Origin of the sequence: Lactococcus sp. S47 (assembly GCF_016517475.1) — a bacterium.
Classification (GTDB): domain Bacteria; phylum Bacillota; class Bacilli; order Lactobacillales; family Streptococcaceae; genus Lactococcus; species Lactococcus lactis.
Genome location: NZ_JACVUB010000008.1, coordinates 65,127 through 87,072, shown reverse-complemented (window position 1 = coordinate 87,072; position 21,946 = coordinate 65,127). Strand labels below are relative to the sequence as shown.

Sequence of the window (21,946 nt, the reverse complement as noted above, 5' to 3'; positions counted from 1 at the left end):
TAAAAAAACTAATAAATCTGTAAGCGTATTAAATAAGTTACTGACAAGATTTTTACACTTCTGTCAGTAAAAGTGTAAGAGATTACAAAATAAGTAGAAGTTCTAAAAAATTTTTTAAGATAAAAAAGGGCTTTTATGTTAAAATAAAATTAATGGTTAAAACAAATATGTATTATGAAGACAATCAAGATTTATCGCATGACTTCCAGACCTTAACAGTTGAATTGTTAGGTCAGTCAATGCGTTTTAAAACAGATCGTGGTGTCTTTTCAAAAAATGGAATTGATTATGGTTCTCGTGTTTTATTAGAAAACTATCAACCTGAAAGTGCAAAAAGTCTTTTAGATGTTGGGTGTGGTTATGGAACATTAGGGTTAACCTTAGCTAAAAAGTTTGATTTAGGTGTGACAATGGTTGATGTCAATAGTCGGGCACTTGATTTATGCCGTCAAAACGCAATTGACAATGCTGTCAGTAATAGTAAAATTGAACTTTCAAATATTTATGAGTCTGTCAGTGAAAAATATGATGCGATTATCTCAAATCCGCCAATTAGGGCCGGTAAAGAAGTGGTCCATGAAATTTTAGCTGGTGCTTTTGGTCACTTAAATGATGGAGGGCATTTGACGATTGTTATCCAAAAGAAACAGGGTGCCCCGTCTGCTCAAAAGAAAATGGAAGAAGTATTTGGTAATTGTCAGCTTGTAGCCAGAGACAAAGGATACTTTATTTTAAGAAGTTATAAAAATATATAATTATTGATAAGATAAAACGAGGAGGAGCCTATGACCTATCGGATGGTTGATCTCATTCAAAAGAAAAGAGATAGTGGTGAATTTAGCCAAGCTGAAATCGATTGGATGATTGAAAATTATGTCAAAGGAATCGTGCCAGACTATCAAATGTCAGCACTTGCGATGGCAATTTATTTTAAAGGGATGACAACAGTAGAAACTGCTTATCTCACGATGGCAATGGTTCATTCAGGAAAAGAATTCGATTTGACTGATATTGCCGGAATCAAGGTTGATAAACATTCTACTGGTGGAGTGGGCGATAAAGTAACACTTATTTTAGCTCCGCTTGTAGCGTCATTTGGGGTTCCTGTTGCGAAAATGTCTGGTCGTGGGCTTGGACATACGGGAGGAACTTTGGACAAATTGGAGTCAATTCCTGGCTTCAAATTTGAAAAAACGGAAAAAGAATTTATTGATCAGGTCAAAGAAACAGGAATTGCCATAATTGGGCAATCCGATGAACTTGTTAAAGCCGATAAATTACTCTATGCTCTTCGAGATGTCACAGCAACTGTTGATATTATTCCTCTAATTGCTAGTTCTGTCATGTCCAAAAAAATTGCCGCAGGCTCTGACGCCATTCTACTAGATGTAACTGTAGGAGATGGGGCTTTTATGAAGTCAGTTGAAGATGCTCGCCTTCTCGCTCAAACAATGGTTGACCTTGGTAAATCTGTAGGACGAGAAACCGTCGCTGTCATCACAAATATGAGTCAGCCTCTTGGTTTTGCTATCGGAAATCGAAATGAAATGACTGAAGCAGTTCATACTCTACAAGGAAAAGCGCCAAAGGAATTCCAAGAATTTATTGCGGAACTTGCCCAAATTATGCTGCAACTTGCGGGACTTGAAAAATCAATTCCTGAAATTTTAGAGCATTTTACTAATGGTTTAGCTTACGGAAAATTTGTTGAAATGGTCAATGCCCAAGGTGGTGACCCAACTGCCTTTGACTATTTGACAGCTCCTCTTCAAGTAAAATATCAAGTGGAAATTAAAGCAGATAAATCAGGATTTATTAGTGAAGAAAAAGCCTTAGGAATTGGTCTTCTTGCTATGAAATTAGGAGCAGGACGTGCAACTAAGACTGATGATATTGATTTTGAAGCAGGTGTTACTCTGACGAAAAAGGTAGGAGATAAGGTGAGTGCCGGTGAAGTCATTGCTCATCTTTATTCCAACCGCGAAATTACTGACGAATTAGTTGCTGAATTTAATGACAGTTTGGTCATTAGTGATCAACAAGTTCATCAAAAAGAAATTCTAGAAATTATCAGATAAGATGAAAAATGATTTAAAAATCCCAACACCTGTTATGGCCCTGCAAGTTATCTTGTCAGCTTTGGCTGGAGCAGCGACCAAATTGTACTTACAAAATTTTGGTTGGCTTATTCAACTTATTGCTTTTATCATTATCTTCGTTGTAGTCTATCTCATCGTTGGAATAATTTACTTAAGATTAAAAAAATAGAAAGAACATAAAATGCAAATTAATAAATATATTGACCATACTATTCTTAAAGCCGATGCTCCAAAATCTAAAGTTCAACAAATAATTGATGAAGCAAAAAAATATGATTTCATGAGCGTTTGTATTAACCCAACATGGGTAAGTTATGCCAGTCAAGAACTTAAAGACTCAGACGTTAAAGTATGTACAGTAATTGGTTTTCCTTTAGGTGCTAATACTTCTGAACTCAAAGCTTTTGAAGCTAAAAACGCTATTGAAAATGGTGCTGATGAAATTGACATGGTCATTAATATTGGCGCAGCCAAATCTAAGGATTGGAATCTTGTTGAGTCAGATATCGCAGCTGTCAACGCAGTAAAAGGTGATAAACTTCTTAAAGTTATCATTGAAACAAGCCTTTTAACTGACGATGAAAAGATTAAAGCTTGCCAAATTGCTAAAGCAGTTGGTGCTGATTTTGTCAAAACTTCAACAGGTTTCTCAACAGGTGGAGCGACTGTTCATGATGTAAAATTAATGCGTCAAACGGTTGGCCTAGATATGGGAGTTAAGGCTTCTGGTGGAGTTCATAATCTTGAAGAAGCAAAAGCAATGATTGATGCTGGTGCAACACGTCTTGGTGTTTCGGCTGGTGTTGCAATTATGGAAGGTCTGACTTCAAATGACAACTACTAAAAAAATGATTGCTGCCGCACGCGAAGCGGCGAGTTTGGCATATGTTCCCTACTCTCATTTTCCTGTAGGAGCAGCTTTTCATACAACTGATGGTCGAATTATCACAGGTTGTAATATTGAAAATGCTAGTTTTGGACTTTCTAATTGTGCTGAACGAACAGCTATTTTTAAAGCAATATCAGAAGGCCTGAAAGATTTTGATGCTCTTTATGTATTCGGAGAAACAGAAGAACCAATTAGCCCTTGTGGTGCTTGTAGACAAGTTATTGCAGAATTTTGTCCAGCAGATATGCCAGTTTTTTTGATTTCTAAAAATGATAATGTAAAAGAAACTTCAGTTGAGGAACTTTTACCATATTCTTTCAAAAATCTTGATTAAAATAAAATTGATATGCTATCAACAGGTAGCATATTAATTTGTAACTAAAGTAAGCGCTTTATCTTTTTTCTTTTAAAAAATGTAAAAATGGTAATTGCTGATAAATATGAATAATTCTTAGTAATTGATAGCTTATTTCCGAACATTTAGCGAGAAAAAGGGATATTCAGCTTATTTGGACTTGCAAAAAGGCTAAATATATCTTAAAATAGTCTTAAGCTATATTTAGCCAAACAAAACTCGGAGGATACCCTTTCCATGAAAAAACGTGTAATCGCAGTTAGTGCTCTCGCACTTGCATCAGTCGCAGTCCTTGCAGGATGCCGTTCACATGACGCAGCCGGATCAGGTAAAGCAAAAACTGACCTTAAAGCAGCAATCGTCACCGATACTGGTGGTGTAAACGACCGTTCATTTAACCAATCCGCTTGGGAAGGTCTTCAAAGCTGGGGGAAAGAAAATAACCTGAAAAAAGGTACAGGATACACTTATTTCCAATCTAACTCTGCTTCAGATTATACAACTAACTATAACTCTGCGGAACAACAAGGCTACAAACTTTTGTTTGGTATCGGATTCTCTTTACAAGATGCAACATCAGCTGCAGCAAAAAATAATCCTAAATCTAACTTTGTAATCGTTGACTCAGTCATCAAAGACCAAAAAAATGTGGCATCAGCAACTTTTGCTGATAACGAAAGTGCCTACCTTGCTGGTGTAGCTGCCGCAAAAGCAACTAAGACTAACAAAATTGGTTTCATCGGTGGAATGCAATCAGATGTTATTACACGTTTTGAAAAAGGTTATGAAGCTGGAGCTAAATCTGTAAACCCAGATATTAAAGTTGATGTTCAATATGCGGGATCTTTCTCTGACGCGGCCAAGGGTAAAACAATTGCTGCAGCTATGTACGGTGCTGGTGATGACGTAGTTTATCAATGTGCTGGTGGTGTAGGAACTGGTGTCTTCAGTGAAGCTAAAGCATTGAACTCAACTAAAAATGAGGCTGACAAAGTTTGGGTTATCGGTGTTGACCAAGACCAAGAATATCTTGGAAAATACAAATCTAAAGACGGTAAAGATTCTAACTTTGTACTTGTATCAACAATCAAAGAAGTTGGTAATGTTGTAAAAGATATCGCTGACAAGACTAAAGATGGTAAATTCCCTGGTGGAACAATCGTTACTTATGACCTTAAAAATGGTGGGGTTAACTTAGGACTTGACAGTGCAAATTCAGAAATCAAAGATGCAGTTGCTAAAGCAAAAGCAGATATTATTGATGGAAAAATCACTGTTCCTTCAAAATAATTGAATACTGATAAAAGATAAAATAGAGTTAGTTATATTAACTAATTCTTTTTTTATAAATTAAAAGCTAATAGAAGATAAGATTTGCGATTATTTTAAATGTTCTTTATTTGTAAGTCATATGAACTGTGATATAATGGTAGACAGATATTAAAGTGGTATATATTGTTATTATTTAGTTAGGGGGAACTATGGCAAGAAAATCAGTACCGAATTATGTAAAAATACATGATGCCTTAAAAGATGAAGTTGAAAAAGGCATCTGGAAAATTGGACAACGTCTTCCAAGCGAACGTGATTTGGCCGAGCGTTTTACTGTCAGTCGAATGACAGCAAGACAAGCGGTAACAGCTTTGGTTGATGAAGGAATTCTTGACCGTCGTGTGGGTTCTGGAACTTATGTTGCTAGCCGACGTGTTCGCGAAAAAATGCGTGGAACAACTTCCTTTACAGAAATTATCAGCTCACAAGGTAAAGTTCCTTCAACAGAAGTTTTGAGTTATATTAGAACGGCGCCAAATGAGGTTGAATGTGAAAAACTAAATATCACCAAAAAGGATTCCATCATCCGAATGGAGCGGATTCGTTATGCGGATAATGTTCCAATTTGTTATGAAGTGGCAAGCATTCCTTTCAAATTGGTCAAATCTTTTGATAAAAAAGAAATTACGAGTAACTTCTTTAAAACTTTAGAAAGTCACGGACATGTGATTGGTCGTAGTGAACAGATTGTTTCAGCTAAAAGAGTCAGTACAGAGGTTTCAGAGTATTTAAAAACAAGAGTTGGAGCTGCTATTCTTGGTTTAACTCAGGTTTCTTATTTAACAGATGGTACAGCTTTTGAATATGTCTTATCTCAATATGTTGGTGACCGTTTTGAATTTTATTTGGAAAGATAAAAAGGACTTAGTGAAGTCCTTTTTTTGCTTGCCGACGATATTTGTACTGACGAAGTTGAAAATGAATCCAACATCCTATACAAAAACCACTTAAAGCAATAGAAGCGGCTAGAAAAACAAAAGCTGCAAAGATTATTGCTAAGATAGGATGATTAGTGATTGAGGAAATCAAACTAGCACTTAATAGAACAGTAGCGATAATTTGATTGAAGCGAAGGTCTGATTTATCTTCGAGCACGTATTCTGAAGTTTTCTTTTTTAGAAATCTTTTGGCGATTAAAATAATAAAATTTCTCTCGAAAAGAATGCCAGATAGTCCAGCGAGAATAGAAAGTAGGAGAATCCAATAGAAGTGAGTGACAACTGCCAAAATAACACTGAGAACAATAAAAGTTTGATTAGTACGAACGAGTGGGCGAGGAATGCCCTGAAATGTATATTTAGCCATAAAAACTCTCCAATCTTGATAAATTGATTTTATCTTAATTGGAGAGTTTTGGTTATAAGATTTTTTTAATTTGATAAGTAAATTTGTTGAAGGCTTCGATTAAAGATTGACGGTGAAAGTTGTCCCTTTTCCAAGAATGGATACAACGTCAATTGTTCCGTGAAGCTCTTGAACATTTTTCTCAACGATAGCAAGTCCTAAACCTGTTCCACTAACTTCTGCACGACTTTCATCAACCCGGTAGAAGCGGTCGAAAATTCGCTCTTTTTGAATTTCACTAAGACCAGGACCATTGTCAGTTACACTGAAGATAACTTTATTTTGTTCAAGATGTAAGCTGACAAAAATTTGTCCATTTGCTGGAGTGTATTTAATTGCATTTTCAATCAAATTCTCAAAAATGCTGTGAACCATTGGTTCGTTGGTTTTAAAAGTGATTTCTTCAATTTGGGATTCTAAATGAAGTGATTTTTCATTAATTTGTGGTCCTGAGCTTTGGAGAATATTTTGTATCAAAGCTGTAAGATTAATTTTCTTTTTATCAATTCGATGATTTTGTTTGGTCAAAAGCAGTGTATCCTGAACTAAATTCATCAGGCGTGAACTTTCTTTATTGATAATAGATGCGAAATTTTTTGTGTCAGAACCTGAAATTGAATCTGTTTCCAGAAGTTCAGCGAAGCCTTTGATAGAAGTAAGGGGAGTTTTTAATTCATGAGAAACGTTAGCAATAAAAGCATTGTGGGCATCCACTGTTCGACGATAAGAGCTAACATCCATCATAGTCACCATAAATCGACTGTCCAAATCAGGTAAAGGAGTGATACGGACTTGATAATAAGCCCCAAGTTTTTCAAAATAGAAAAGTTTTTCTTGAATATCAGGATGTAAAATTTTATCAACAAGAAAATTTAAGAAATCAGCATAGGGGCTGAAAATATCTAGATTTTCAGTATCTGAAAATTCATTTTTAAAAGAAGCATTGGCCCGACGAATTTTTCCTTTATTATTATAAATGAAAATCGGAAATTGGAAAAATTCAATAAATTCGTAGAGATTTTCTTTCTTTTCAGTATGAGAGAGCGCTTGTTTCTGAATTTTTTCGCCCAATTTATTGAGCTCAGTTGTAATTTTATCGTCGTTCTCATTCATCAAATAGCTTTGAGTCAATGGGCTGCGCTCGATATTTTTAATTTTAGCAACGGTATTTTCTCGAAAAACATAAGCTCTCTGAGCAGAACGTAAAACTTGGATGGCGACAGCCAAGTAAAATAAAATTGCAAAAATGATAATGGCAAAATCTGTAAAGAAAGTAGAGGTACGATTTTCTGTAACCTTTAGATAACCGTTAATTTGACCCTCGCTAAATATGGGACTGGTCACGGTTATTTCTTGAGAATCTAAACTACGTGCGTAAGTCGCACCCTTTTTAATTTTTTTAGTATCCGAATTTACTGTATTCTTTGGAAGATGTTCAAAATTATCTGGCAGAGGATTATCAGGATGTTTTTCTAAAAAGAGTTGTATTTTATCTATTGTTTTTAATACTCGATTTGTATCATTTTCTAAGATATTTTGGTTCGATAGAATCACCAAACTTAAGGTCGCAATAATATATAGGACCGTCATAAGCATGATGTGTTTAAGTTTCATTTTCTTCAAAATAGTATCCGAATCCTCGTTTTGTTTTGATATAATGATTATTTAATTTTTTACGAATTTTAGAAATGAGCACATCAATGGTGCGGGTTTCAGCAGTGTCTGAAATTCCCCAAAAATGTTGCAGGAGTTCTTCACGACTGACAATTTTTCCCTCTCTTTTAGCTAAGAGTTCAAGGATTTCAAATTCTCGTTTGGTTAAATCTAAAACTTTTTCGTCAAAAGTGACTTCTTTTTTTATAAAATCAATGACCAATCTGTCAGTAACTAATGATGAAGGACTTTCATCTAAAGCTTCACTGACAGTTTCGGAGGGTGCTTGGTTATACATTTGATTTCTGCGAATGAGCGCATCGGCTCTGACAATGATTTCTTTCATTGGAGTCGTTTTATCTAAATACTCATCAGAACCTGCTGACAGCCCTGTCAGTTTCATTTCATCATCATCTCGAGCAGTTAAAATTAAAATTGGTGTAAAATTACCTTCTTTACGAAGTTTTTGGGTGACTTCAATTCCGGAATATTCGGGCATCATTAAATCAAGTAGAAGTAAATCAAAGGGATTTTTACGAGCTTTGTCATAAGCTTTTTTCCCGTCTGATACAATAGTTACTTCGTAATCATTTTGCCGAAAATTATAAGATAAAAGGGTCAAAATTGCCCGATCATCATCAGCAATTAAAATTTTTTTCATACTTTTAATTATAACGAAAACAGGGAGTTTTGTATAGAATAAATTATTATTTTTAGCTAAAAAAATAATGGATACTTAGACTTTGATAAAGATAAAAAAATTACATTTTATTATTTTAAATCATCAATTAGAAAATAATGAATAAACATAAAAAATGATATAAATTTTGTTATAATAGAGCTTATGGAAATCGAAAAAACGAATCGAATGAATACTCTTTTTGAGTTTTATGCGACACTCTTGACTGATAAACAAATGAATTACATTGAACTTTATTATGCCGATGATTATAGTTTGGCAGAGATTGCTGAAGAATTTAATATCAGTCGTCAAGCTGTCTATGACAATATCAAGAGAACAGAAAAAGTACTTGAAAGCTACGAAGAAAAATTACATCTTTTTAGTAATTATGTGGTTCGTAATCAATTATTAGAAGAGCTAATGAAAAAATATTCTACTGACCAATATTTAATCACTAAACTACAAGAAATTCAACAAATTGATGAAGAAGAGTTTTAAAGAATTTACTGACAGAAATTTTTTTATTACTGACAGCTTTGAATCAAATGATAAAGGAATCTGTCAGCTCACCTTTCTCATATAAAATACATACTTTAAAGAAATTTTACTGACAGAAAAGTTAAAATATGCTATAATTAGACTTCAAGGTTCAAAGAATTACTGACAGAATAATCAGTAGGTCTCTCCTTAAATTTGGGGGCGTTACGGATTCGACAGGCATTGTCGCGCATGAACTGCAACTGCTGAGGGATCAGGATAATCATCCGCAGATAAATATAACTGCTAAAAATAATACACAAACTTACGCAATGGCAGCCTAAACAGCACCATGCGTGCCTGATTTTTGCTCACTGATGGCAATTTGACGGCCTAAACTTTTAGTCAGATACGTTGTTGTGGAGGCTTGACGCAGCAAAAGAGATTTAAAGCCCCGCAAAATGTCGCTGTTTGAGACTGGCTTTGGCATTTTGTTAAATTTGAGAAAGTCCTATGGTTGTAGACGTTGATGTAGCAAGGTGTTTGGACAGGGGTTCGACTCCCCTCGCCTCCATTGAATGGTTTTTATAGAATCCTATAGTATTAGAAATCGCTCAACAGAGCGGTTTTTGTTTTTTATAATCCGATATGATACGATATAATCGGATAAAAAGCTGACCCAAAAAAATACAAAAAAACTAGCAGTTTTTAGCTAGTTAAAAGTCGATATATGCCGAGAATTTATCTCCAATATTATCTTTAGCAAATTCTGTAATATGGGTATAAACGTTCATAGTGGTTTTTAAATCAGAATGACCTAAACGATATGATATTGAACTTTTTTTAAAGTCATGCCTGAATCAAATAATAAACTTGCATGAGTATGCCTAAAGCCATGTATTCTTATCGGTTCTAAATCGCTATTCTTTATTATCTCATGTAGCCATTTTCTTGGCTTAGAAGGAGAAAGGATACCACCGTTTTCAGATTCAAATATTTTAGTGCTATCAGGAAAAGCAACATGTAGTTGGTTGGGTATGTCGCAAGTTTTATCATCAAGACTTATTAATCTAATACTTGCCTTAGTTTTTGTAGCAGAAACCTCAAGCCCGAGCGGAGAGTTAGAAACAGCCTTATTTATATCAAGTGTCTTTTTTGGATAATCAGACCATTCCAAGGCAAGTAACTCGCCTTTTCTTATTCCAGTAAATGCGAGTAGTCTAAATAAGGCTATTTTTTTAATATTGTTTGTTGCTTCAAGTAATTTCATGAAATGTTTTAATTCATCTGGGTTGTAGAAATCTTTTTTACTTTCGGCTGTTCGTTTTATTTTTGGGGATGTAACAGGGAGCGCTGGATTTGATTGTATGTATCCATAAAGTGCAGCGTGATTAAATACTTTGCGAATCATTCCAAAGAGCTTACGTGCAAATTTGAGCTTGTCTGATAAGTCATTTTGAAAGTCTTGTAGCTTTAGTGGTGTAAAATCAGACAGTTTCTCGTCACCAAATTTTGGCAAAACATGCTTATCAAAAGCTCTCGTAGTTTTATAATAGGTACTGTTCTGTACTTCCTTTTCATAGATTATTAGCCACTCATTGTATAATTCTCTAAAAGTTATTTCACTTTTAGGAGTAGGATTATCTATTTCTTTTTGTAGTTGCATGATAGCAGCTTTTGCATCAGTTTTATTAGAAAAACCTGAACGTTTTATATATTTATCTTTTCCATTTTCTTTTCCTAAGTATATTCTGAATTTATAAGCAGTAGTGCCGTTCTTCTTTTTATATGATTTTATTTCCAAAGTTGATTTTTACCCCATTTCTTGCTAAAATTGAGTACAGTAATAGACCTTCGTTTGAAGTGTTTATACTGTATTTGAGATTAAATCCACCCTGGTCCGACCAAAGATAGGGTGGATTTTTTGATTAAAATTTACCAAACTAGTCCTGCAGCAGCAATTTCTTTTTTTGAAGCAAATTGTCCGTTAGAACGGTGCCATCTGCCATTTGCATCCCGAGTATAACCAGTAGAATTTCCATTTTGTTCAGTTTGAGCAGCAGCTTGTGCTTGAGCAGCAGCTTGTGTTTGAGCAGCGGCTTCGGCTTGTTTAGCGGCTTCGGCTTGTTTAGCGGCTTCGGCTTGTTTAGCGGCTTCGGCTTGTCTAGCATCTTCAGCCTTTTTAGCGTCCTCAGCCTTTTTAGCTTTGGCAGCTTTCTTAACGTCCTCAGCTTTTTTAGCTTTGGCAGCTTTTTTAGCGTCCTCAGCCTTTTTAGTTTCGGCAGCTTTTTTAGTTTCTTGCTGACTAATTCTACTTTGTTCCATTTCTTCTGGATGTGTCTGAGCATACCCATATCCACCCACGATTGTTAAGGCAAGGAAACTAAGAAGTATATAACGTACTTTAAATCTGGTATTTTTTTTAAAAATATATTTTCTAATAACTGTTACGATAGCATAAATGAATAAAATAAATCCTAAAAGTATTGCAATGATTCCAAACCAGTAGCTTAAAGCTAATATAATAACAATTACTAGTATTTTGAACCATAATTTGTCATCCCATAAGTTTTTTAGTTTTTCCATAAATTTTCTCCCAACCTAGCTTTTAACGAGATTCAAGACATTGCTCGTATTTTTATAAGTTTAATTCCACCCTGCTCCATCTAAAGATAGGGTGGATTTTTTTTAATTTATAAAGGTCGTGTTTTTAACTTTCCAATCTTCAAGCTTTATTGCTACCCAAAAACCATAAATTCCTAATGTAACAATAGAAAGAAGCAACCATTTAATCCAGTTTCCAAAAAGGCCAATAGCTGATCCACTAAAGCTCATGCGATGGCCATCAACTACTGTATGATTGATTTTCCAACCATAAACCATACATAATGCCCAAGGATAACAGATGCCCAAAGTGACAGTAGTAATAATAGCACCTAAAATATTCCAACCAATAAAACTTAATAAGCCACCATCAAAAAAAGATTGACGTCCCCATTTAGTTTCTGGTCCATATCCATTATTCATAAAATTTTCTCCTGTCCAGCTTTTATTGAGGTTCAAGACATTGCTCATAATTGTTTTATTTAAACAAATCCCAAATTGAGAAAGTTGTTTTCTTATAAACTTTGTTGTAAACTGCTTTTTTCGGATTTTTAATCATCCCCATGCCCTTTTTTCCATAACCAGGAATAAGGGCTTTTTTCACTTTACGTTTATATTTTGCAGTTGTTCTAGCTTTAAAACTTTTTGCTAAGCTAGGCTTTCTCATTCCAAATTTCATAGTTTCTCCTAAAATTAAACAGTGCCCAATAATTGCTGGAATTCTGTTTCAGCCATATTATAGAAATTATGGCTTAGATGATAACGATCTAAAAATTGATAAATATTAACAGTTTCAATTACATCAAAATAGCTAATATAATCGATAATATAGTCATGCATTTCTTGCTTATTAATACTGACTTTTATTTCATCTTCAAAAATTTCAGTGATAGCTTTATGCATCTCTAAATATTCATTTTTTATTATTGATTCAGCTAACTCAAATGGTGCGTCTGTTGTATTTACAAACACATTGAAATATTCGTAGCTTCCCCCGTTAGCTTCAAATATTTCCCAAAGAAGAAGAACGGACTCGCGATTCGCTATAACTTCTTGAGGGTTAGTTGCATCAAAGTAATCTCCACGATGATTATCTTTATTTAGAACATGAATTAATTCATGAGCAATCTCAAAAGGGGAAGCTTCATCAGAATTATAAATCATTATCTTGTTATCAAAATTAACGGCTGCGGGAACTGGAAAGAATCCAACATCAACAATCTTAAACCCGCATTTTTCAATTTCTTTGAAGAGATATTCTAAAAGCTCCTGTCTGCTCATAGAAACCTCCTTATTTGTCTTCTAATTGTTTTCCAAGTGCTTTTTTCATGGCTTCCTTAACTTCATCAGTTAATGGCTTACCATCAAACGAAACCCACTTATCCCAATCAACTTTGCTATCATCTACTAAATCTGCAAGATCAATACCTCGCTTTTGTTGTTCAGCTTTAATGGATACAACTTTAGTCTGTTCTTTTTTCTGTTCTTCTAATTGAGAAGAAGCAGTATCGAGAACTATTTTTTGGCGTGGTTCTTCAAGCTGTTTCATGGCACTAATTGTTTTTTCGATGATAGGAAATTCGTTTTCATTTACCCACTCATCACTAAACCTTGGGTCAATATCAGACTTTAATATTCCAAAAAAACTAGCAATTTTTTCAACATTACCAGGATTAACTAATGTTTTTCCACTGGTATAATCACTAATTGTACTTTGCGCTATTCCGGTGCCCCGTTGTAAATCTGCTGGTTTTTTGTTAAATTCATCTAAATATTTTTTTATATTAGTAGCAATAATAGGTTTTAACGATTCTTCTCTTGGCGTTAATTTTGCTCTTCCCATATTTCAACTTTCCTTATGTTTTAAAAACATTATACCGGAAAAAATCGGTGTTGTAAATGATAAAAGCGAAAACATATCGAATTAAATCGTTTTAATCATTGACACCGAATTAAATCGGTGGTATAATTAACTCATAAAGTCAAACAAGCGAACGAACAAAACTGTTGCGCAGCTTCTGAGAATGTAGTTACACGTTGTATTCAACTCAGCGTAAGTAACAAGTTTGGAAAATAAAAAGCCCCAATGGGGCGGAATGAGAGATATACGATGCATAAAGTAATTCTAACACTAGCCTTTATCGTGTTATTCGGTGAACTATCGGCAGGTATATTACTCTGTATAAAGTTAGCTTCATCAGAGGGAGAATTGATATTAAAAATTTCACTCATTATTGGTACAATAGTATTTACTTTATGGGGGATATCTTGGTCAGCATATATTATGGATAAATTACTTTTTTAGAATACTGAGTGAGAGGAAAAGAGATTTTATATTTCGGTAATAACTTTTCAAGTGATTTCACCTTGTGTAAATTTCCATTTTTATTTCTAAACCAAGTTTCCCCATTAGAATCTTTAAAAGTCATTTCGGGCACTGAATGTTCTCCGCCCATGGAACTTTGAGAGGTCAATATTATTTTTGAATTACCAGGAGGAAGAACTTCAATATATTGAACATCTTGATAGTAATTATCGTGTTTATCTTTATTTAAATTTCCGAGGTCATCAATTGTTCCCGAACTCATATTAGATACTGAAAATATAAAAATATCATAAATCGCATTTAAATTTGAATTACTAATAGTAACATTGGGAGTTTCGGTACCAATTTTTTCGGGTGAAAGCCACATTGATACGTTTATTGCTTGAGAACGCTGTTCTTTTATGAATTCTCTTTCTTGGTTGTGAGCATTAATTTTCATCTGATAAGTTAAACTTATAAAAGATATTAAGATGGCGGTGAGTGATAAGAAAACAGTTAGCCAATCTTTTTGTTCACCTATCCAGTGAAATAAATTAAAACTACCAATATTATCTTTGTTCATAAAAATCTCCGATATAATTTTAGTTTAGTCACTTACATTATAGCACGGAGTTATGATATCGCTCACAATGAGCAGGGAAGACTGGCGAACAGGTTCGATTCCTGAACTTCCCTTACTGCGAATGCAGAAATTTAAAAATAGAAAGGAGCCAGTATGGCAGAGAAAACACCACCCAAAATTAAATTAAAAGCAGTAAGAACTAATGCTGGATTTTCAGCTAAAGAAGTGGCTGAGATTGTAGGTAAAAATTATCAAACTATTTTGAGTTATGAAAAAGATAGTACTGAAATACCCATGAATCTAGCTCGAAAATTGGCAGATATCTATGATTATCCTATTGATTATATTTTTTTAGGAAAAACAACCGAATATAATCGGTTTGAAGCTAGTTAGAAAGGTGAAATATGAACGAATTACAAAATATTGATGGATTCAATGCCAAAATTTATGGAACAGCAGAAAATCCTCTATTCTTCGCAAAAGATATTGCAGAACTCATCGAACACTCAAGAGCATCCGAAATGCTAAAAACAGTTGATGATGATGAAAAGCTGATGCAACCAATCCTTGCATCAGGTCAAAATCGTAATATGTGGTTTTTAACTGAAGATGGACTTTATGAAGTTCTCATGTCATCTAAAAAACAACAGGCGAAAGCTTTCAAGAAAAAAGTGAAAGAAATCCTGAAAATAATCCGAAAAAACGGAGCATATATGACTGACAAAAAAGCTCTAGATGTAATAAACGGCAGCGGACTCGCTGATTTACTTTTACAAGCAGGTCAACAACTAAAGGCAAAAGAGCTGATTATCACTGAAATGAAGCCAAAAGCTTTGTTTGCAGATAGTGTAGCGACTTCTCGAAGTTCTATCTTGGTAGTACATCTGGCTAAACTGCTTCGGCAAAACGGCTTTGAAATCGGACAAAATCGCTTGTTTGAGCAATTGCGTAGTCAAGGTTGGCTTAGTAACCGAAAGGGTGAAGACTGGAATATGCCTACCCAAAAATCATTAGACCGTGGCTTCTTTGAAATTAAAGAAACTACTCATAACAATACCGATGGATCAGTAAGGATTACTAAAACGCCTAAAGTTACTGGCAAAGGTCAAATTTATTTTGTGAATAAATTTTTGCAGGAACTTGAAGCTTAGAAAGGAAAACTCATGTTTGAAGAAATGATTCAACAAATGCGAGATTCTGTTAGAGGAAATGTTTTAAATTCCATGCATGATTTTATCTCTGATGACGGTAAGTACCCTCTTGCTTTAACTCAAAAACAAGTCATGGAGCTGATTGGCTGCGGAGATGAAAGTACATTTGCGATTTCATTTAAAGAGCATTTGAAATTTGCTGAAATGAGTTACGGAAAATCAGGCACAAAATGGTCAAGAGATTTAGTTATTGATTGGTTCAAAGAACCAAGGAATCTACAGTTACAAAGACGAGGTAAATAAAATTAAAAACATAATTTTAACATCCAGAGAAGCAGATGCTGCGCTTCAAACTGCTCTAATCGATGGTGCAAAGTGGATTATCACAAGAAAGACCGATACAGTGCTTTATCAAGGTAAGACAATGAATTTTACACCACTTAGAAGCGGTGGAGTATTACTTGAGGTTTACTAAATATGAGCAAACAACAAAAAAGCGTCCACTCGGCAAAGTGAACGCAAAGACGTGATGTGTCTTCAAAATTTTATACCTAGATTATATCACGTTTCAACAAAAATAAGAAACGGAGAACGTTAAATGACAGTACCAGTAGTTTTTGAGGGAGGAATTTTACAAAATGATGAATTGTTTTCTTTCCTTAAAGAAGTTGAAAATAAAGTTCCGGACATCGTAAACAGCAAAGATGATAAAACATTTTTAAATAATTATAAAAAAGAAATTTCAGCAACTATTAACGATATCGACCTATCAGAAAAGAAACAAATTGATGAAATAATAGAAGTTTTCAGGGATAGAAATCCTCAAGTCTGGGAAGCTCGTTCTAAGTTTGCTGGAATTGTAACTAAGATTACTCAAATGAACAGCGACTTCGATGAGCGCAGACGAAGAGCAGGATTTGAAGCAGTTGACTTAGCAGTACATGAAACCAATGTAGTTTATGGGCTTTCAGGAACTAGATTTGTTTTAACAACAGGCAGATTCACAAGTGTTGATGCACTAACTACAAAAGGAGATTTAAAGAAATCTATCCAAGACAAAATAGATAGTGCAGGTTTGCAAGCTCAGGCTAATTTGGAACAAGAACGACTTTTGGAAGCAGCTTGAATTGCTGAACGAGACAAGCAACAAGAGCTGGCTAAAAAAGAACAAGAGCTACGCCAACGTGAGCAGGACTTAGCTCGCCAAGAAGCCAACGATACACAAGCTATTCAAAAAGAGTTGGAACAAGAGCGTAATAGAGCAAACGCAAAAGCTCAAGCCGTTGATAATATCCAAAAATCACAGGCTGAAAAAACCCAAGAAGTTCTAACTCGACTAACAAAACTTGAAAACTTAATTGATCCAAGTAAAGAATATACTGGAGAATCTGTTTTAGGGCTTATCAAAAAAATTAAAGGACTATTAAAATGACAAATGAAATTCAAGTGACAACAGCAGAACAATACCAAAAAGCAGCATTAAATACTTTAAAGCGTCAGATTACCATGGGAGTGAATATTCCTAAAAACTTCGATGCGGAAGGTGCGCTAGGGTACACAGCTTTAGCAATAGTCAACAGTGGGTTTACAGTCTCAAAAGAAGTAATTGTTGACACATTGATAAAAGTAGCAAGCAAAGGTCTCGACCCTCGAAAAGACCAACTCTATGTTATTCCTAATAAAAAAGGGCAAGTGATGCTTATGGAATCGTACTTTGGTTACAAAAAACTTGCTTACGACATTCCAGAAATTGAAAGAGGCAGCATTTTCGCAGAGGTGGTTCGCCAAGGAGAGACGGTTTTTTTTCAAGGACGAACATTGGAACACGAAAAAGCTTTTGAAGCTATTGATAATGACATTATTGGAGCTTATGCGAAAGTGAAAATTGGGGATGAGGAAATTGCTCACTATATGTCCGTTTATCAAATAAGTAAATCTTGGTCTAAAACGAATAGTTTGGATAAAAACTTTGTTGAAGAACAACGTCACAATAATTACGGTAAATCTTGGACAGTGAAAGTTGCGGATACAAGCAAAATTGAAAAAGGAAAGCTAACAGCTTTCAATAAAAATCAAGAAGATTTTCCAGAAGAAATGAGTAAGAGAACGGTCATCAAGGCATTACTCAAACCTATTATTAAATCTTATGCAGAGCCAACCAGTGCTGCAGCATTGGATAACAACGAAGAAGGAACAGTGATTAAGGAAGCAGAAGTTCCTGATGATGATTTTGTTCTTGAAGAGGCAGAAACGAAGCAAGTAGAAACTCCAAAAGAAGAAGTTCAAACTTCAGAGCAAACCGAATCATCGGAAAATAACGAAGAATCAATTGCCGAAGAATTACCATTGCTTTAAAACCTATGAGCAAACTGCAGTCCTCACTAATCCTGAGCAGTAGAATTAGAAATAATTCAACTTTAAGCAAGACTACCTTGGGCGGTAGTGCTCGTATTTAGTCAGCCTGAGCATGCTTTCAACTACTCCCGCTTTTGCGGTAGGAGGTCAAGATGATCTATGACGAATACATGATAAGACGAATCATGGAGAAATATGATTGTGATTACGATGCAGCAGTAGAGCTGTTTAATGATATTGAATAAACTGTTAGAAAGGAATTATAAATGGAATTTGAAACATGGAAAAAAATTGAGTTTATTAACTCTCCAAAAATTGTTGGTATTCCAGTAGGCGAATATGAGATTAGCAGTCATGGAAATTTGAGACAAGTTATAAGTGATAATATTCGTAAGAAAGTAAAAATAAATACCACATCAGACCAGCGGCCAAGATATGGTTTTACACTAGATAACGGAAAACGAGTAATGCCATTTATACATCAATTGGTAGCACAGGCATTTATTCCAAACCCTGAAGGACTGCCAAACGTTAAACATATTGATGGTAACAAATCAAATAATTATGTTGGAAATCTAAGGTGGTCGAAGTGATGGAACAAAGTACAAAGTTTTTTAACCAAATACCAGTGCCAATTATTGAAGCTGATGATTTAAATGATTTTGAAAAACTTCTTTTTAGTGAAATATACACGATGGCTAATTCTTTTGGCAGTATCTTTCCTTCAAATGCTTATCTTGCTAAGAGGTATGGCAAAACAACTTGGACAGTTTCAACGACTTTGAAAAAGTTACAAGAAAAAGGCTATATAAAAATGGAATATGAATTCGAAGGTAAAGAAGTCAAAAAAAGATATATTTACCCCTATTTAGATTTATCTAATGGGGGTATTGGGAAAAATCTAAATACCCCTAGTGAAAAAACCAAAGAGGGTATTGGGAAAAATCTAAAAGATAATATATCAATTAATAAATCAACCAATAAATCAAATAATAATATATCGGACAAGTCCGATAAAGAGTCTGGTTTAGAAACTAGATTTAATAATCTTTGGAAAATATATCCTAACAAAAAAGGAAAACCGAAAGCTCTATTAGCTTATAAAAGAGCTGTAAAATCTGGAACGACAGACGAAGAGATTAAAACGGGTCTTGAAAACTATTTGGAAGAAATAAGAGTTAAAAATACCCAACAAAACTATATAAAACATGGCAGCACATGGTTTAACGGTAAGGGTTGGGAAGATGACTACGATTTAACACCTATTCAAGGATTTAGAAGTAACAAAGTTGTAAAAGGTGCTCCTGGATGGTCTTCTATGAATAAGAAAAGCGAAGAGGTAAAAGCAGATTGGTAAAAGTACCAGCTAGTGCTAAAAAATATGAACTAGCAAAATTTTACGCAGAAACAGTATCAGAAGTTGTTGCTGACGTTACTGCCAAAGATTATGAAAATTTTACAAAGTTTATTGAAAAAACCGATAAACCTTTAAAAATTACTCCAATTCACTTTATTGTATATCTAACATGCGTATCTTTAGAAGTTGCAGATGATTATTACTTAAAGAATAAAAAGTTGGAGCATTTATTGACAAAAAGAGCATCTCTGGTGCATTGAAAAATATATTGTAAATCACAAATTTAACAAAGAAAAGAATAGGTAAAAAAATGAACGAATTAATTAAAATAATGGTGAAATCGTTAACGAAGAAATGATAAAGCAAGATGCAAACAGATATCGTGATATGAGGAAAATACTCACGATTCCTAAAAGCATTGCGGATGCACTTGACGTAGGAGACCTCATGTTTTTAGCTTTGACGCATGGAAATGATTTGCTTGGTAAATTGTCGGATGAAGAAAGAAATGCAGAGTGTAGACGCAGAAATGCTATTGCAAAAAGCCCTCGGAGTTGATTTAGTGAAAGTGATGGAGGGATGAAAAAAGCAAAGGATTTCTTCCTTTGCTCTCTCAATATGTTTATTGTGAAATGTAATCAAGTAGTTTGAACATTGTTTCTTTATTCTCACTTGGAAAATCATTAGTCAAAATATCTTTCGGAGATTGATTCAATGCATTGTTATTCAAAGCATAAGAAGCGTCATTTACGACAATTTCATGTATATCTGTTTTTGTAGGTTCAAAATGAAATTGTAATCCAATTATATTTTTTAGAAGAAAACCTTGATTTTCCAATAAATCACTACTGAACAATAACTCGGCTTCCTTTGGAATCTCAAACATTTCTTCATGCCAATGTAGTGCACTTAATTTTGGTGGAATGTTTTGAATTGAATTACTTTTGAGATAAACAGGTGCCCAACCAACTTCTTTATAAGGTGCTTTTGAAACATCGTATCCTAAAGTTTTAGAAATTTGTTGGGCTCCATAGCAGGCGCCGAATATTGGTATGCTTCTATCAATAAGTTCTTGAATTAATTTACGCTCATCTTTAATCCAAGGCAAATCATCGTTTGGACTCATAGGGCCACCGAGGATGATTAACATATCAGTGTCTTTTTCGTTAGGAAGTATACCGTCAAAATAGTAGGGGTGATAAACATAAATGTCATGACCTCTTTCAAGTGCCCAATCTTTTATGAAACCAGGGCCTTCATTTGGAGAGTGTTGTAAGATATTAATCCTCATAATAACACCTTTCTATTTCAACGGCAATGTTTTTAACCGCACTTCGCCTGCAATTCACGTTAATTAAAATATTATAACATAAGATAGAAAGAATATATTGAAAAACAAACTAATATCGCTGGTCAATGACTGGTGGGGAGGAATAAAAAAAGCGCATGGGCGCTTTGATAAATTAGTAAATGTTACACCAAGAACAAAAGAAAAAAGCATAAAGACCCAAAGACAAAGAAATATCTAGTAAATTGTTTTCTAATAGCGTTAACTTTGGCCTTAGAATCATCATCTAACATGACTATTTTTAAAGGATTATTGGGGGTGCTTAGTAAATATTCATTCCAAAAAGCTAGGCGGTCATTATCAATTAGACGTACAAGTTTAAAAAGAAGAGCAAGTAGGTAGAAAAAAACGACCGCAAATAATGCTTCCAAAATACTCTTTTGAGTTATCAGTCCAAAAATTATTAAAATGAAGGACAATATTAAAATTGCACCATAAATTCTTATTATTGTTCTTTGCTTACGGCTGAAAAAGTTACTAAGTTCATATTTTGTAATAGAAAAATTCCGAGATTTGAGTTCCTTATTTGTGAGGTTAGGGAATCTTTCTTTAATTAACTGCTTCTTTGCTTTCACAAAGGGCTTTGTAGTTTTTTCCATATAAATACAAAAATTTATAAGGGTGATAATAAGGATGACAAGGACTATTAAGGATAAAATGCCTTTGAAATCTTGGAATTGCATAGAAGTACCTCGATGTGATTTTAATATTAACCATTTTACTATAAAAATATCGAAAAAGGAGAAAAGAGTTGAAAAATAAACTACTATCGCTGGTCATCAAAGTGTGTGACTGTTGGGGAGGGATTGAATGAATAATGAATTAATGTTCAGTAGTAAAACTGATTTGTGGACCACTCCTTGGAACTTCTTTGAGAAACTCAATGATGAGTTCCGTTTTACTTTAGACCCATGCTCAACTCATGAAAATGCAAAGTGTAATAAGCATTTCACGATTGAGGAGGATGGATTGTTGCAAGATTGGAGCAATGAAGTAGTCTTTTGCAATCCGCCTTACGGAAGAAAGATTAAAGACTGGGTTAAAAAAGCCTACGAGGAATCACAGAAAGATAATACAACCGTTGTAATGCTTACTCCAGCTCGCACTGATACGATTTACTTTCATGAGTATATCTATCAAAAAATCGGCTAAAGTTTGGAGATACTAAAAATGCAGCATCATTTCCAAGCATGGTCGTGATATTTAGAAAGGACAAACAATGAAACTTTTATGTAAGCTGTTCGGGCATAAGTGGGAAAATGCACTCTATATTCGAGTGTGCAAGAGATGTGAAAAGATTGAGTGGGTTTCAAGTAATTCAGAGTTTGAAGTATATGATGGAAAATTAAACTGCTCAGATCTTGACGAGTCAGAGAATGTGTTCGGGAAGGAATAAGAAAACTACCACCATA

Annotated in this window: 31 protein-coding genes, 1 other RNA gene and 1 pseudogene; 21 read left to right on the top strand and 12 right to left on the bottom strand. The window is 34.3% G+C overall.

Annotation, left to right across the window (positions count from 1 at the left end):
- The first annotated feature begins 152 nt into the window (after positions 1 to 152).
- The 7 genes from IAE52_RS09335 to IAE52_RS09305 all read left to right on the top strand — a co-directional run bounded on the left by IAE52_RS09335 (position 153) and on the right by IAE52_RS09305 (position 5,532).
- Positions 153 to 755, top strand: a complete 603-nt coding sequence (locus IAE52_RS09335) for a class I SAM-dependent methyltransferase (RefSeq protein WP_003130463.1) — start codon at positions 153 to 155, stop codon at positions 753 to 755.
- A 30-nt stretch (positions 756 to 785) separates the two neighbouring features.
- Entirely contained in the window at positions 786 to 2,078 is a 1,293-nt protein-coding gene (locus tag IAE52_RS09330; protein WP_109991053.1) for a pyrimidine-nucleoside phosphorylase, read from the top strand.
- A 1-nt stretch (position 2,079) separates the two neighbouring features.
- Complete coding sequence (locus tag IAE52_RS09325; protein WP_003130467.1) at positions 2,080 to 2,268, top strand: hypothetical protein; 189 nt, start codon at positions 2,080 to 2,082, stop codon at positions 2,266 to 2,268.
- Positions 2,269 to 2,280: 12 nt separating this feature from the next.
- Complete coding sequence (deoC, locus tag IAE52_RS09320; RefSeq protein ID WP_058211422.1) at positions 2,281 to 2,943, top strand: deoxyribose-phosphate aldolase; 663 nt, start codon at positions 2,281 to 2,283, stop codon at positions 2,941 to 2,943.
- A complete protein-coding gene (locus IAE52_RS09315) occupies positions 2,930 to 3,322 on the top strand; it encodes a cytidine deaminase (protein WP_003130469.1) in 393 nt (130 codons plus the stop codon). The genes deoC and IAE52_RS09315 overlap by 14 nt, the downstream gene beginning before the upstream one ends.
- A gap of 258 nt (positions 3,323 to 3,580) precedes the next feature.
- A complete protein-coding gene (locus IAE52_RS09310; protein ID WP_012898057.1) occupies positions 3,581 to 4,633 on the top strand; it encodes a BMP family protein in 1,053 nt (350 codons plus the stop codon).
- A 191-nt stretch (positions 4,634 to 4,824) separates the two neighbouring features.
- Positions 4,825 to 5,532, top strand: coding sequence for a GntR family transcriptional regulator (locus IAE52_RS09305; protein WP_003130471.1), 708 nt, complete (start codon positions 4,825 to 4,827; stop codon positions 5,530 to 5,532).
- A 7-nt stretch (positions 5,533 to 5,539) separates the two neighbouring features.
- Here IAE52_RS09305 and IAE52_RS09300 read toward each other — a convergent pair whose 3' ends face one another.
- The 3 genes from IAE52_RS09300 to IAE52_RS09290 all read right to left on the bottom strand — a co-directional run bounded on the left by IAE52_RS09300 (position 5,540) and on the right by IAE52_RS09290 (position 8,333).
- The gene (locus tag IAE52_RS09300; RefSeq protein ID WP_012898056.1) at positions 5,540 to 5,980 is read right to left on the bottom strand and encodes a DUF4395 domain-containing protein; all 441 of its coding nucleotides are present in this window, start codon (positions 5,978 to 5,980) and stop codon (positions 5,540 to 5,542) included.
- A 99-nt stretch (positions 5,981 to 6,079) separates the two neighbouring features.
- Entirely contained in the window at positions 6,080 to 7,633 is a 1,554-nt protein-coding gene (locus IAE52_RS09295) for a cell wall metabolism sensor histidine kinase WalK (protein ID WP_109991052.1), read from the bottom strand.
- On the bottom strand, positions 7,623 to 8,333 hold the full coding sequence (locus tag IAE52_RS09290; RefSeq protein ID WP_012898054.1) for a response regulator transcription factor: 711 nt from the start codon (positions 8,331 to 8,333) through the stop codon (positions 7,623 to 7,625). Before IAE52_RS09290 ends, IAE52_RS09295 begins: the two co-directional genes overlap by 11 nt.
- A gap of 183 nt (positions 8,334 to 8,516) precedes the next feature.
- Between IAE52_RS09290 and IAE52_RS09285 the strand changes: the two genes are divergently transcribed.
- Positions 8,517 to 8,852, top strand: coding sequence for a putative DNA-binding protein (locus tag IAE52_RS09285; protein WP_003130477.1), 336 nt, complete (start codon positions 8,517 to 8,519; stop codon positions 8,850 to 8,852).
- A gap of 197 nt (positions 8,853 to 9,049) precedes the next feature.
- Positions 9,050 to 9,408: a transfer-messenger RNA gene (ssrA, locus tag IAE52_RS09280) on the top strand.
- 139 nt (positions 9,409 to 9,547) lie between these two features.
- Here ssrA and IAE52_RS09275 read toward each other — a convergent pair.
- From IAE52_RS09275 to IAE52_RS09245, 7 genes and pseudogenes are all read right to left on the bottom strand, one after another.
- Positions 9,548 to 10,635 (bottom strand): annotated as a pseudogene (locus IAE52_RS09275) (tyrosine-type recombinase/integrase).
- 131 nt (positions 10,636 to 10,766) lie between these two features.
- Complete coding sequence (locus tag IAE52_RS09270; RefSeq protein ID WP_200136780.1) at positions 10,767 to 11,417, bottom strand: hypothetical protein; 651 nt, start codon at positions 11,415 to 11,417, stop codon at positions 10,767 to 10,769.
- Between the two features lie 102 nt (positions 11,418 to 11,519).
- Positions 11,520 to 11,858, bottom strand: a complete 339-nt coding sequence (locus IAE52_RS09265) for a DUF898 family protein (RefSeq protein ID WP_195229148.1) — start codon at positions 11,856 to 11,858, stop codon at positions 11,520 to 11,522.
- A 55-nt stretch (positions 11,859 to 11,913) separates the two neighbouring features.
- On the bottom strand, positions 11,914 to 12,114 hold the full coding sequence (locus IAE52_RS09260) for a hypothetical protein (protein ID WP_058205866.1): 201 nt from the start codon (positions 12,112 to 12,114) through the stop codon (positions 11,914 to 11,916).
- A gap of 14 nt (positions 12,115 to 12,128) precedes the next feature.
- Positions 12,129 to 12,716 (bottom strand): hypothetical protein, encoded by a 588-nt coding sequence (locus IAE52_RS09255; RefSeq protein WP_200136779.1) that lies wholly within the window; start codon positions 12,714 to 12,716, stop codon positions 12,129 to 12,131.
- A gap of 10 nt (positions 12,717 to 12,726) precedes the next feature.
- Positions 12,727 to 13,278, bottom strand: a complete 552-nt coding sequence (locus tag IAE52_RS09250) for a helix-turn-helix domain-containing protein (protein WP_109991049.1) — start codon at positions 13,276 to 13,278, stop codon at positions 12,727 to 12,729.
- A gap of 439 nt (positions 13,279 to 13,717) precedes the next feature.
- Positions 13,718 to 14,323 (bottom strand): hypothetical protein, encoded by a 606-nt coding sequence (locus IAE52_RS09245; RefSeq protein ID WP_109991047.1) that lies wholly within the window; start codon positions 14,321 to 14,323, stop codon positions 13,718 to 13,720.
- Positions 14,324 to 14,476: 153 nt separating this feature from the next.
- Between IAE52_RS09245 and IAE52_RS09240 the strand changes: the two genes are divergently transcribed.
- The 10 genes from IAE52_RS09240 to IAE52_RS09200 all read left to right on the top strand — a co-directional run bounded on the left by IAE52_RS09240 (position 14,477) and on the right by IAE52_RS09200 (position 19,744).
- The gene (locus IAE52_RS09240; protein ID WP_109991046.1) at positions 14,477 to 14,716 is read left to right on the top strand and encodes a helix-turn-helix transcriptional regulator; all 240 of its coding nucleotides are present in this window, start codon (positions 14,477 to 14,479) and stop codon (positions 14,714 to 14,716) included.
- Between the two features lie 11 nt (positions 14,717 to 14,727).
- Positions 14,728 to 15,474, top strand: a complete 747-nt coding sequence (locus IAE52_RS09235) for a phage antirepressor KilAC domain-containing protein (RefSeq protein ID WP_109991045.1) — start codon at positions 14,728 to 14,730, stop codon at positions 15,472 to 15,474.
- A 12-nt stretch (positions 15,475 to 15,486) separates the two neighbouring features.
- A complete protein-coding gene (locus IAE52_RS09230; RefSeq protein WP_109991044.1) occupies positions 15,487 to 15,777 on the top strand; it encodes a hypothetical protein in 291 nt (96 codons plus the stop codon).
- 295 nt (positions 15,778 to 16,072) lie between these two features.
- Positions 16,073 to 16,600, top strand: coding sequence for a hypothetical protein (locus tag IAE52_RS11590; RefSeq protein WP_233610984.1), 528 nt, complete (start codon positions 16,073 to 16,075; stop codon positions 16,598 to 16,600).
- Positions 16,601 to 16,714: 114 nt separating this feature from the next.
- Complete coding sequence (locus IAE52_RS11585; RefSeq protein ID WP_233610983.1) at positions 16,715 to 16,906, top strand: hypothetical protein; 192 nt, start codon at positions 16,715 to 16,717, stop codon at positions 16,904 to 16,906.
- Positions 16,903 to 17,829 (top strand): RecT family recombinase, encoded by a 927-nt coding sequence (locus IAE52_RS09220; RefSeq protein WP_109991043.1) that lies wholly within the window; start codon positions 16,903 to 16,905, stop codon positions 17,827 to 17,829. The genes IAE52_RS11585 and IAE52_RS09220 overlap by 4 nt, the downstream gene beginning before the upstream one ends.
- A 266-nt stretch (positions 17,830 to 18,095) precedes the next feature.
- Complete coding sequence (locus tag IAE52_RS09215) at positions 18,096 to 18,422, top strand: HNH endonuclease (RefSeq protein WP_104143006.1); 327 nt, start codon at positions 18,096 to 18,098, stop codon at positions 18,420 to 18,422.
- Positions 18,422 to 19,186 (top strand): helix-turn-helix domain-containing protein, encoded by a 765-nt coding sequence (locus IAE52_RS09210; RefSeq protein ID WP_109991042.1) that lies wholly within the window; start codon positions 18,422 to 18,424, stop codon positions 19,184 to 19,186. The genes IAE52_RS09215 and IAE52_RS09210 overlap by 1 nt, the downstream gene beginning before the upstream one ends.
- Complete coding sequence (locus IAE52_RS09205) at positions 19,180 to 19,446, top strand: hypothetical protein (RefSeq protein ID WP_109991041.1); 267 nt, start codon at positions 19,180 to 19,182, stop codon at positions 19,444 to 19,446. Before IAE52_RS09210 ends, IAE52_RS09205 begins: the two co-directional genes overlap by 7 nt.
- Before the next feature lie 127 nt (positions 19,447 to 19,573).
- Positions 19,574 to 19,744 (top strand): hypothetical protein, encoded by a 171-nt coding sequence (locus tag IAE52_RS09200; RefSeq protein WP_162551458.1) that lies wholly within the window; start codon positions 19,574 to 19,576, stop codon positions 19,742 to 19,744.
- 64 nt (positions 19,745 to 19,808) lie between these two features.
- On the opposite strand, the gene IAE52_RS09195 is transcribed toward IAE52_RS09200, so the two are convergent.
- Complete coding sequence (locus IAE52_RS09195) at positions 19,809 to 20,477, bottom strand: type 1 glutamine amidotransferase (protein WP_021464853.1); 669 nt, start codon at positions 20,475 to 20,477, stop codon at positions 19,809 to 19,811.
- 182 nt (positions 20,478 to 20,659) lie between these two features.
- On the bottom strand, positions 20,660 to 21,133 hold the full coding sequence (locus IAE52_RS09190) for a hypothetical protein (protein ID WP_233610982.1): 474 nt from the start codon (positions 21,131 to 21,133) through the stop codon (positions 20,660 to 20,662).
- A 211-nt stretch (positions 21,134 to 21,344) separates the two neighbouring features.
- Here IAE52_RS09190 and IAE52_RS09185 point away from each other — a divergent pair, with 211 nt between their 5' ends.
- Positions 21,345 to 21,686 (top strand): DNA N-6-adenine-methyltransferase, encoded by a 342-nt coding sequence (locus IAE52_RS09185; protein WP_200136778.1) that lies wholly within the window; start codon positions 21,345 to 21,347, stop codon positions 21,684 to 21,686.
- A 67-nt stretch (positions 21,687 to 21,753) separates the two neighbouring features.
- A complete protein-coding gene (locus IAE52_RS09180; protein ID WP_109991038.1) occupies positions 21,754 to 21,930 on the top strand; it encodes a DUF1660 family phage protein in 177 nt (58 codons plus the stop codon).
- The last annotated feature ends 16 nt before the right edge of the window (positions 21,931 to 21,946 follow it).

What these genes read in the sequence shown, in the direction of transcription:
- IAE52_RS09325 (WP_003130467.1), top strand. Translation starts at nt 2,080, where the DNA reads ATGAAAAATGATTTAAAAATCCCAACACCTGTTATGGCCCTGCAAGTT.
- IAE52_RS09315 (WP_003130469.1), top strand. Translation starts at nt 2,930, where the DNA reads ATGACAACTACTAAAAAAATGATTGCTGCCGCACGCGAAGCGGCGAGT.
- IAE52_RS09215 (WP_104143006.1), top strand. Translation starts at nt 18,096, where the DNA reads ATGGAATTTGAAACATGGAAAAAAATTGAGTTTATTAACTCTCCAAAA.
- deoC (WP_058211422.1), top strand. Translation starts at nt 2,281, where the DNA reads ATGCAAATTAATAAATATATTGACCATACTATTCTTAAAGCCGATGCT.
- IAE52_RS09270 (WP_200136780.1), bottom strand. Translation starts at nt 11,417, where the DNA reads ATGGAAAAACTAAAAAACTTATGGGATGACAAATTATGGTTCAAAATA.
- IAE52_RS09305 (WP_003130471.1), top strand. Translation starts at nt 4,825, where the DNA reads ATGGCAAGAAAATCAGTACCGAATTATGTAAAAATACATGATGCCTTA.
- IAE52_RS09290 (WP_012898054.1), bottom strand. Translation starts at nt 8,333, where the DNA reads ATGAAAAAAATTTTAATTGCTGATGATGATCGGGCAATTTTGACCCTT.
- IAE52_RS09190 (WP_233610982.1), bottom strand. Translation starts at nt 21,133, where the DNA reads ATGGAAAAAACTACAAAGCCCTTTGTGAAAGCAAAGAAGCAGTTAATT.
- IAE52_RS09335 (WP_003130463.1), top strand. Translation starts at nt 153, where the DNA reads ATGGTTAAAACAAATATGTATTATGAAGACAATCAAGATTTATCGCAT.
- IAE52_RS09265 (WP_195229148.1), bottom strand. Translation starts at nt 11,858, where the DNA reads ATGAATAATGGATATGGACCAGAAACTAAATGGGGACGTCAATCTTTT.
- IAE52_RS09235 (WP_109991045.1), top strand. Translation starts at nt 14,728, where the DNA reads ATGAACGAATTACAAAATATTGATGGATTCAATGCCAAAATTTATGGA.
- IAE52_RS09250 (WP_109991049.1), bottom strand. Translation starts at nt 13,278, where the DNA reads ATGGGAAGAGCAAAATTAACGCCAAGAGAAGAATCGTTAAAACCTATT.
- IAE52_RS09200 (WP_162551458.1), top strand. Translation starts at nt 19,574, where the DNA reads ATGAGGAAAATACTCACGATTCCTAAAAGCATTGCGGATGCACTTGAC.
- IAE52_RS09310 (WP_012898057.1), top strand. Translation starts at nt 3,581, where the DNA reads ATGAAAAAACGTGTAATCGCAGTTAGTGCTCTCGCACTTGCATCAGTC.
- IAE52_RS09295 (WP_109991052.1), bottom strand. Translation starts at nt 7,633, where the DNA reads ATGAAACTTAAACACATCATGCTTATGACGGTCCTATATATTATTGCG.
- IAE52_RS09180 (WP_109991038.1), top strand. Translation starts at nt 21,754, where the DNA reads ATGAAACTTTTATGTAAGCTGTTCGGGCATAAGTGGGAAAATGCACTC.
- IAE52_RS09185 (WP_200136778.1), top strand. Translation starts at nt 21,345, where the DNA reads ATGAATAATGAATTAATGTTCAGTAGTAAAACTGATTTGTGGACCACT.
- IAE52_RS09255 (WP_200136779.1), bottom strand. Translation starts at nt 12,716, where the DNA reads ATGAGCAGACAGGAGCTTTTAGAATATCTCTTCAAAGAAATTGAAAAA.
- IAE52_RS09240 (WP_109991046.1), top strand. Translation starts at nt 14,477, where the DNA reads ATGGCAGAGAAAACACCACCCAAAATTAAATTAAAAGCAGTAAGAACT.
- IAE52_RS09245 (WP_109991047.1), bottom strand. Translation starts at nt 14,323, where the DNA reads ATGAACAAAGATAATATTGGTAGTTTTAATTTATTTCACTGGATAGGT.
- IAE52_RS09285 (WP_003130477.1), top strand. Translation starts at nt 8,517, where the DNA reads ATGGAAATCGAAAAAACGAATCGAATGAATACTCTTTTTGAGTTTTAT.
- IAE52_RS09195 (WP_021464853.1), bottom strand. Translation starts at nt 20,477, where the DNA reads ATGAGGATTAATATCTTACAACACTCTCCAAATGAAGGCCCTGGTTTC.
- IAE52_RS09260 (WP_058205866.1), bottom strand. Translation starts at nt 12,114, where the DNA reads ATGAAATTTGGAATGAGAAAGCCTAGCTTAGCAAAAAGTTTTAAAGCT.
- IAE52_RS09300 (WP_012898056.1), bottom strand. Translation starts at nt 5,980, where the DNA reads ATGGCTAAATATACATTTCAGGGCATTCCTCGCCCACTCGTTCGTACT.
- IAE52_RS09210 (WP_109991042.1), top strand. Translation starts at nt 18,422, where the DNA reads ATGGAACAAAGTACAAAGTTTTTTAACCAAATACCAGTGCCAATTATT.
- IAE52_RS09330 (WP_109991053.1), top strand. Translation starts at nt 786, where the DNA reads ATGACCTATCGGATGGTTGATCTCATTCAAAAGAAAAGAGATAGTGGT.
- IAE52_RS09230 (WP_109991044.1), top strand. Translation starts at nt 15,487, where the DNA reads ATGTTTGAAGAAATGATTCAACAAATGCGAGATTCTGTTAGAGGAAAT.
- IAE52_RS11590 (WP_233610984.1), top strand. Translation starts at nt 16,073, where the DNA reads ATGACAGTACCAGTAGTTTTTGAGGGAGGAATTTTACAAAATGATGAA.
- IAE52_RS09220 (WP_109991043.1), top strand. Translation starts at nt 16,903, where the DNA reads ATGACAAATGAAATTCAAGTGACAACAGCAGAACAATACCAAAAAGCA.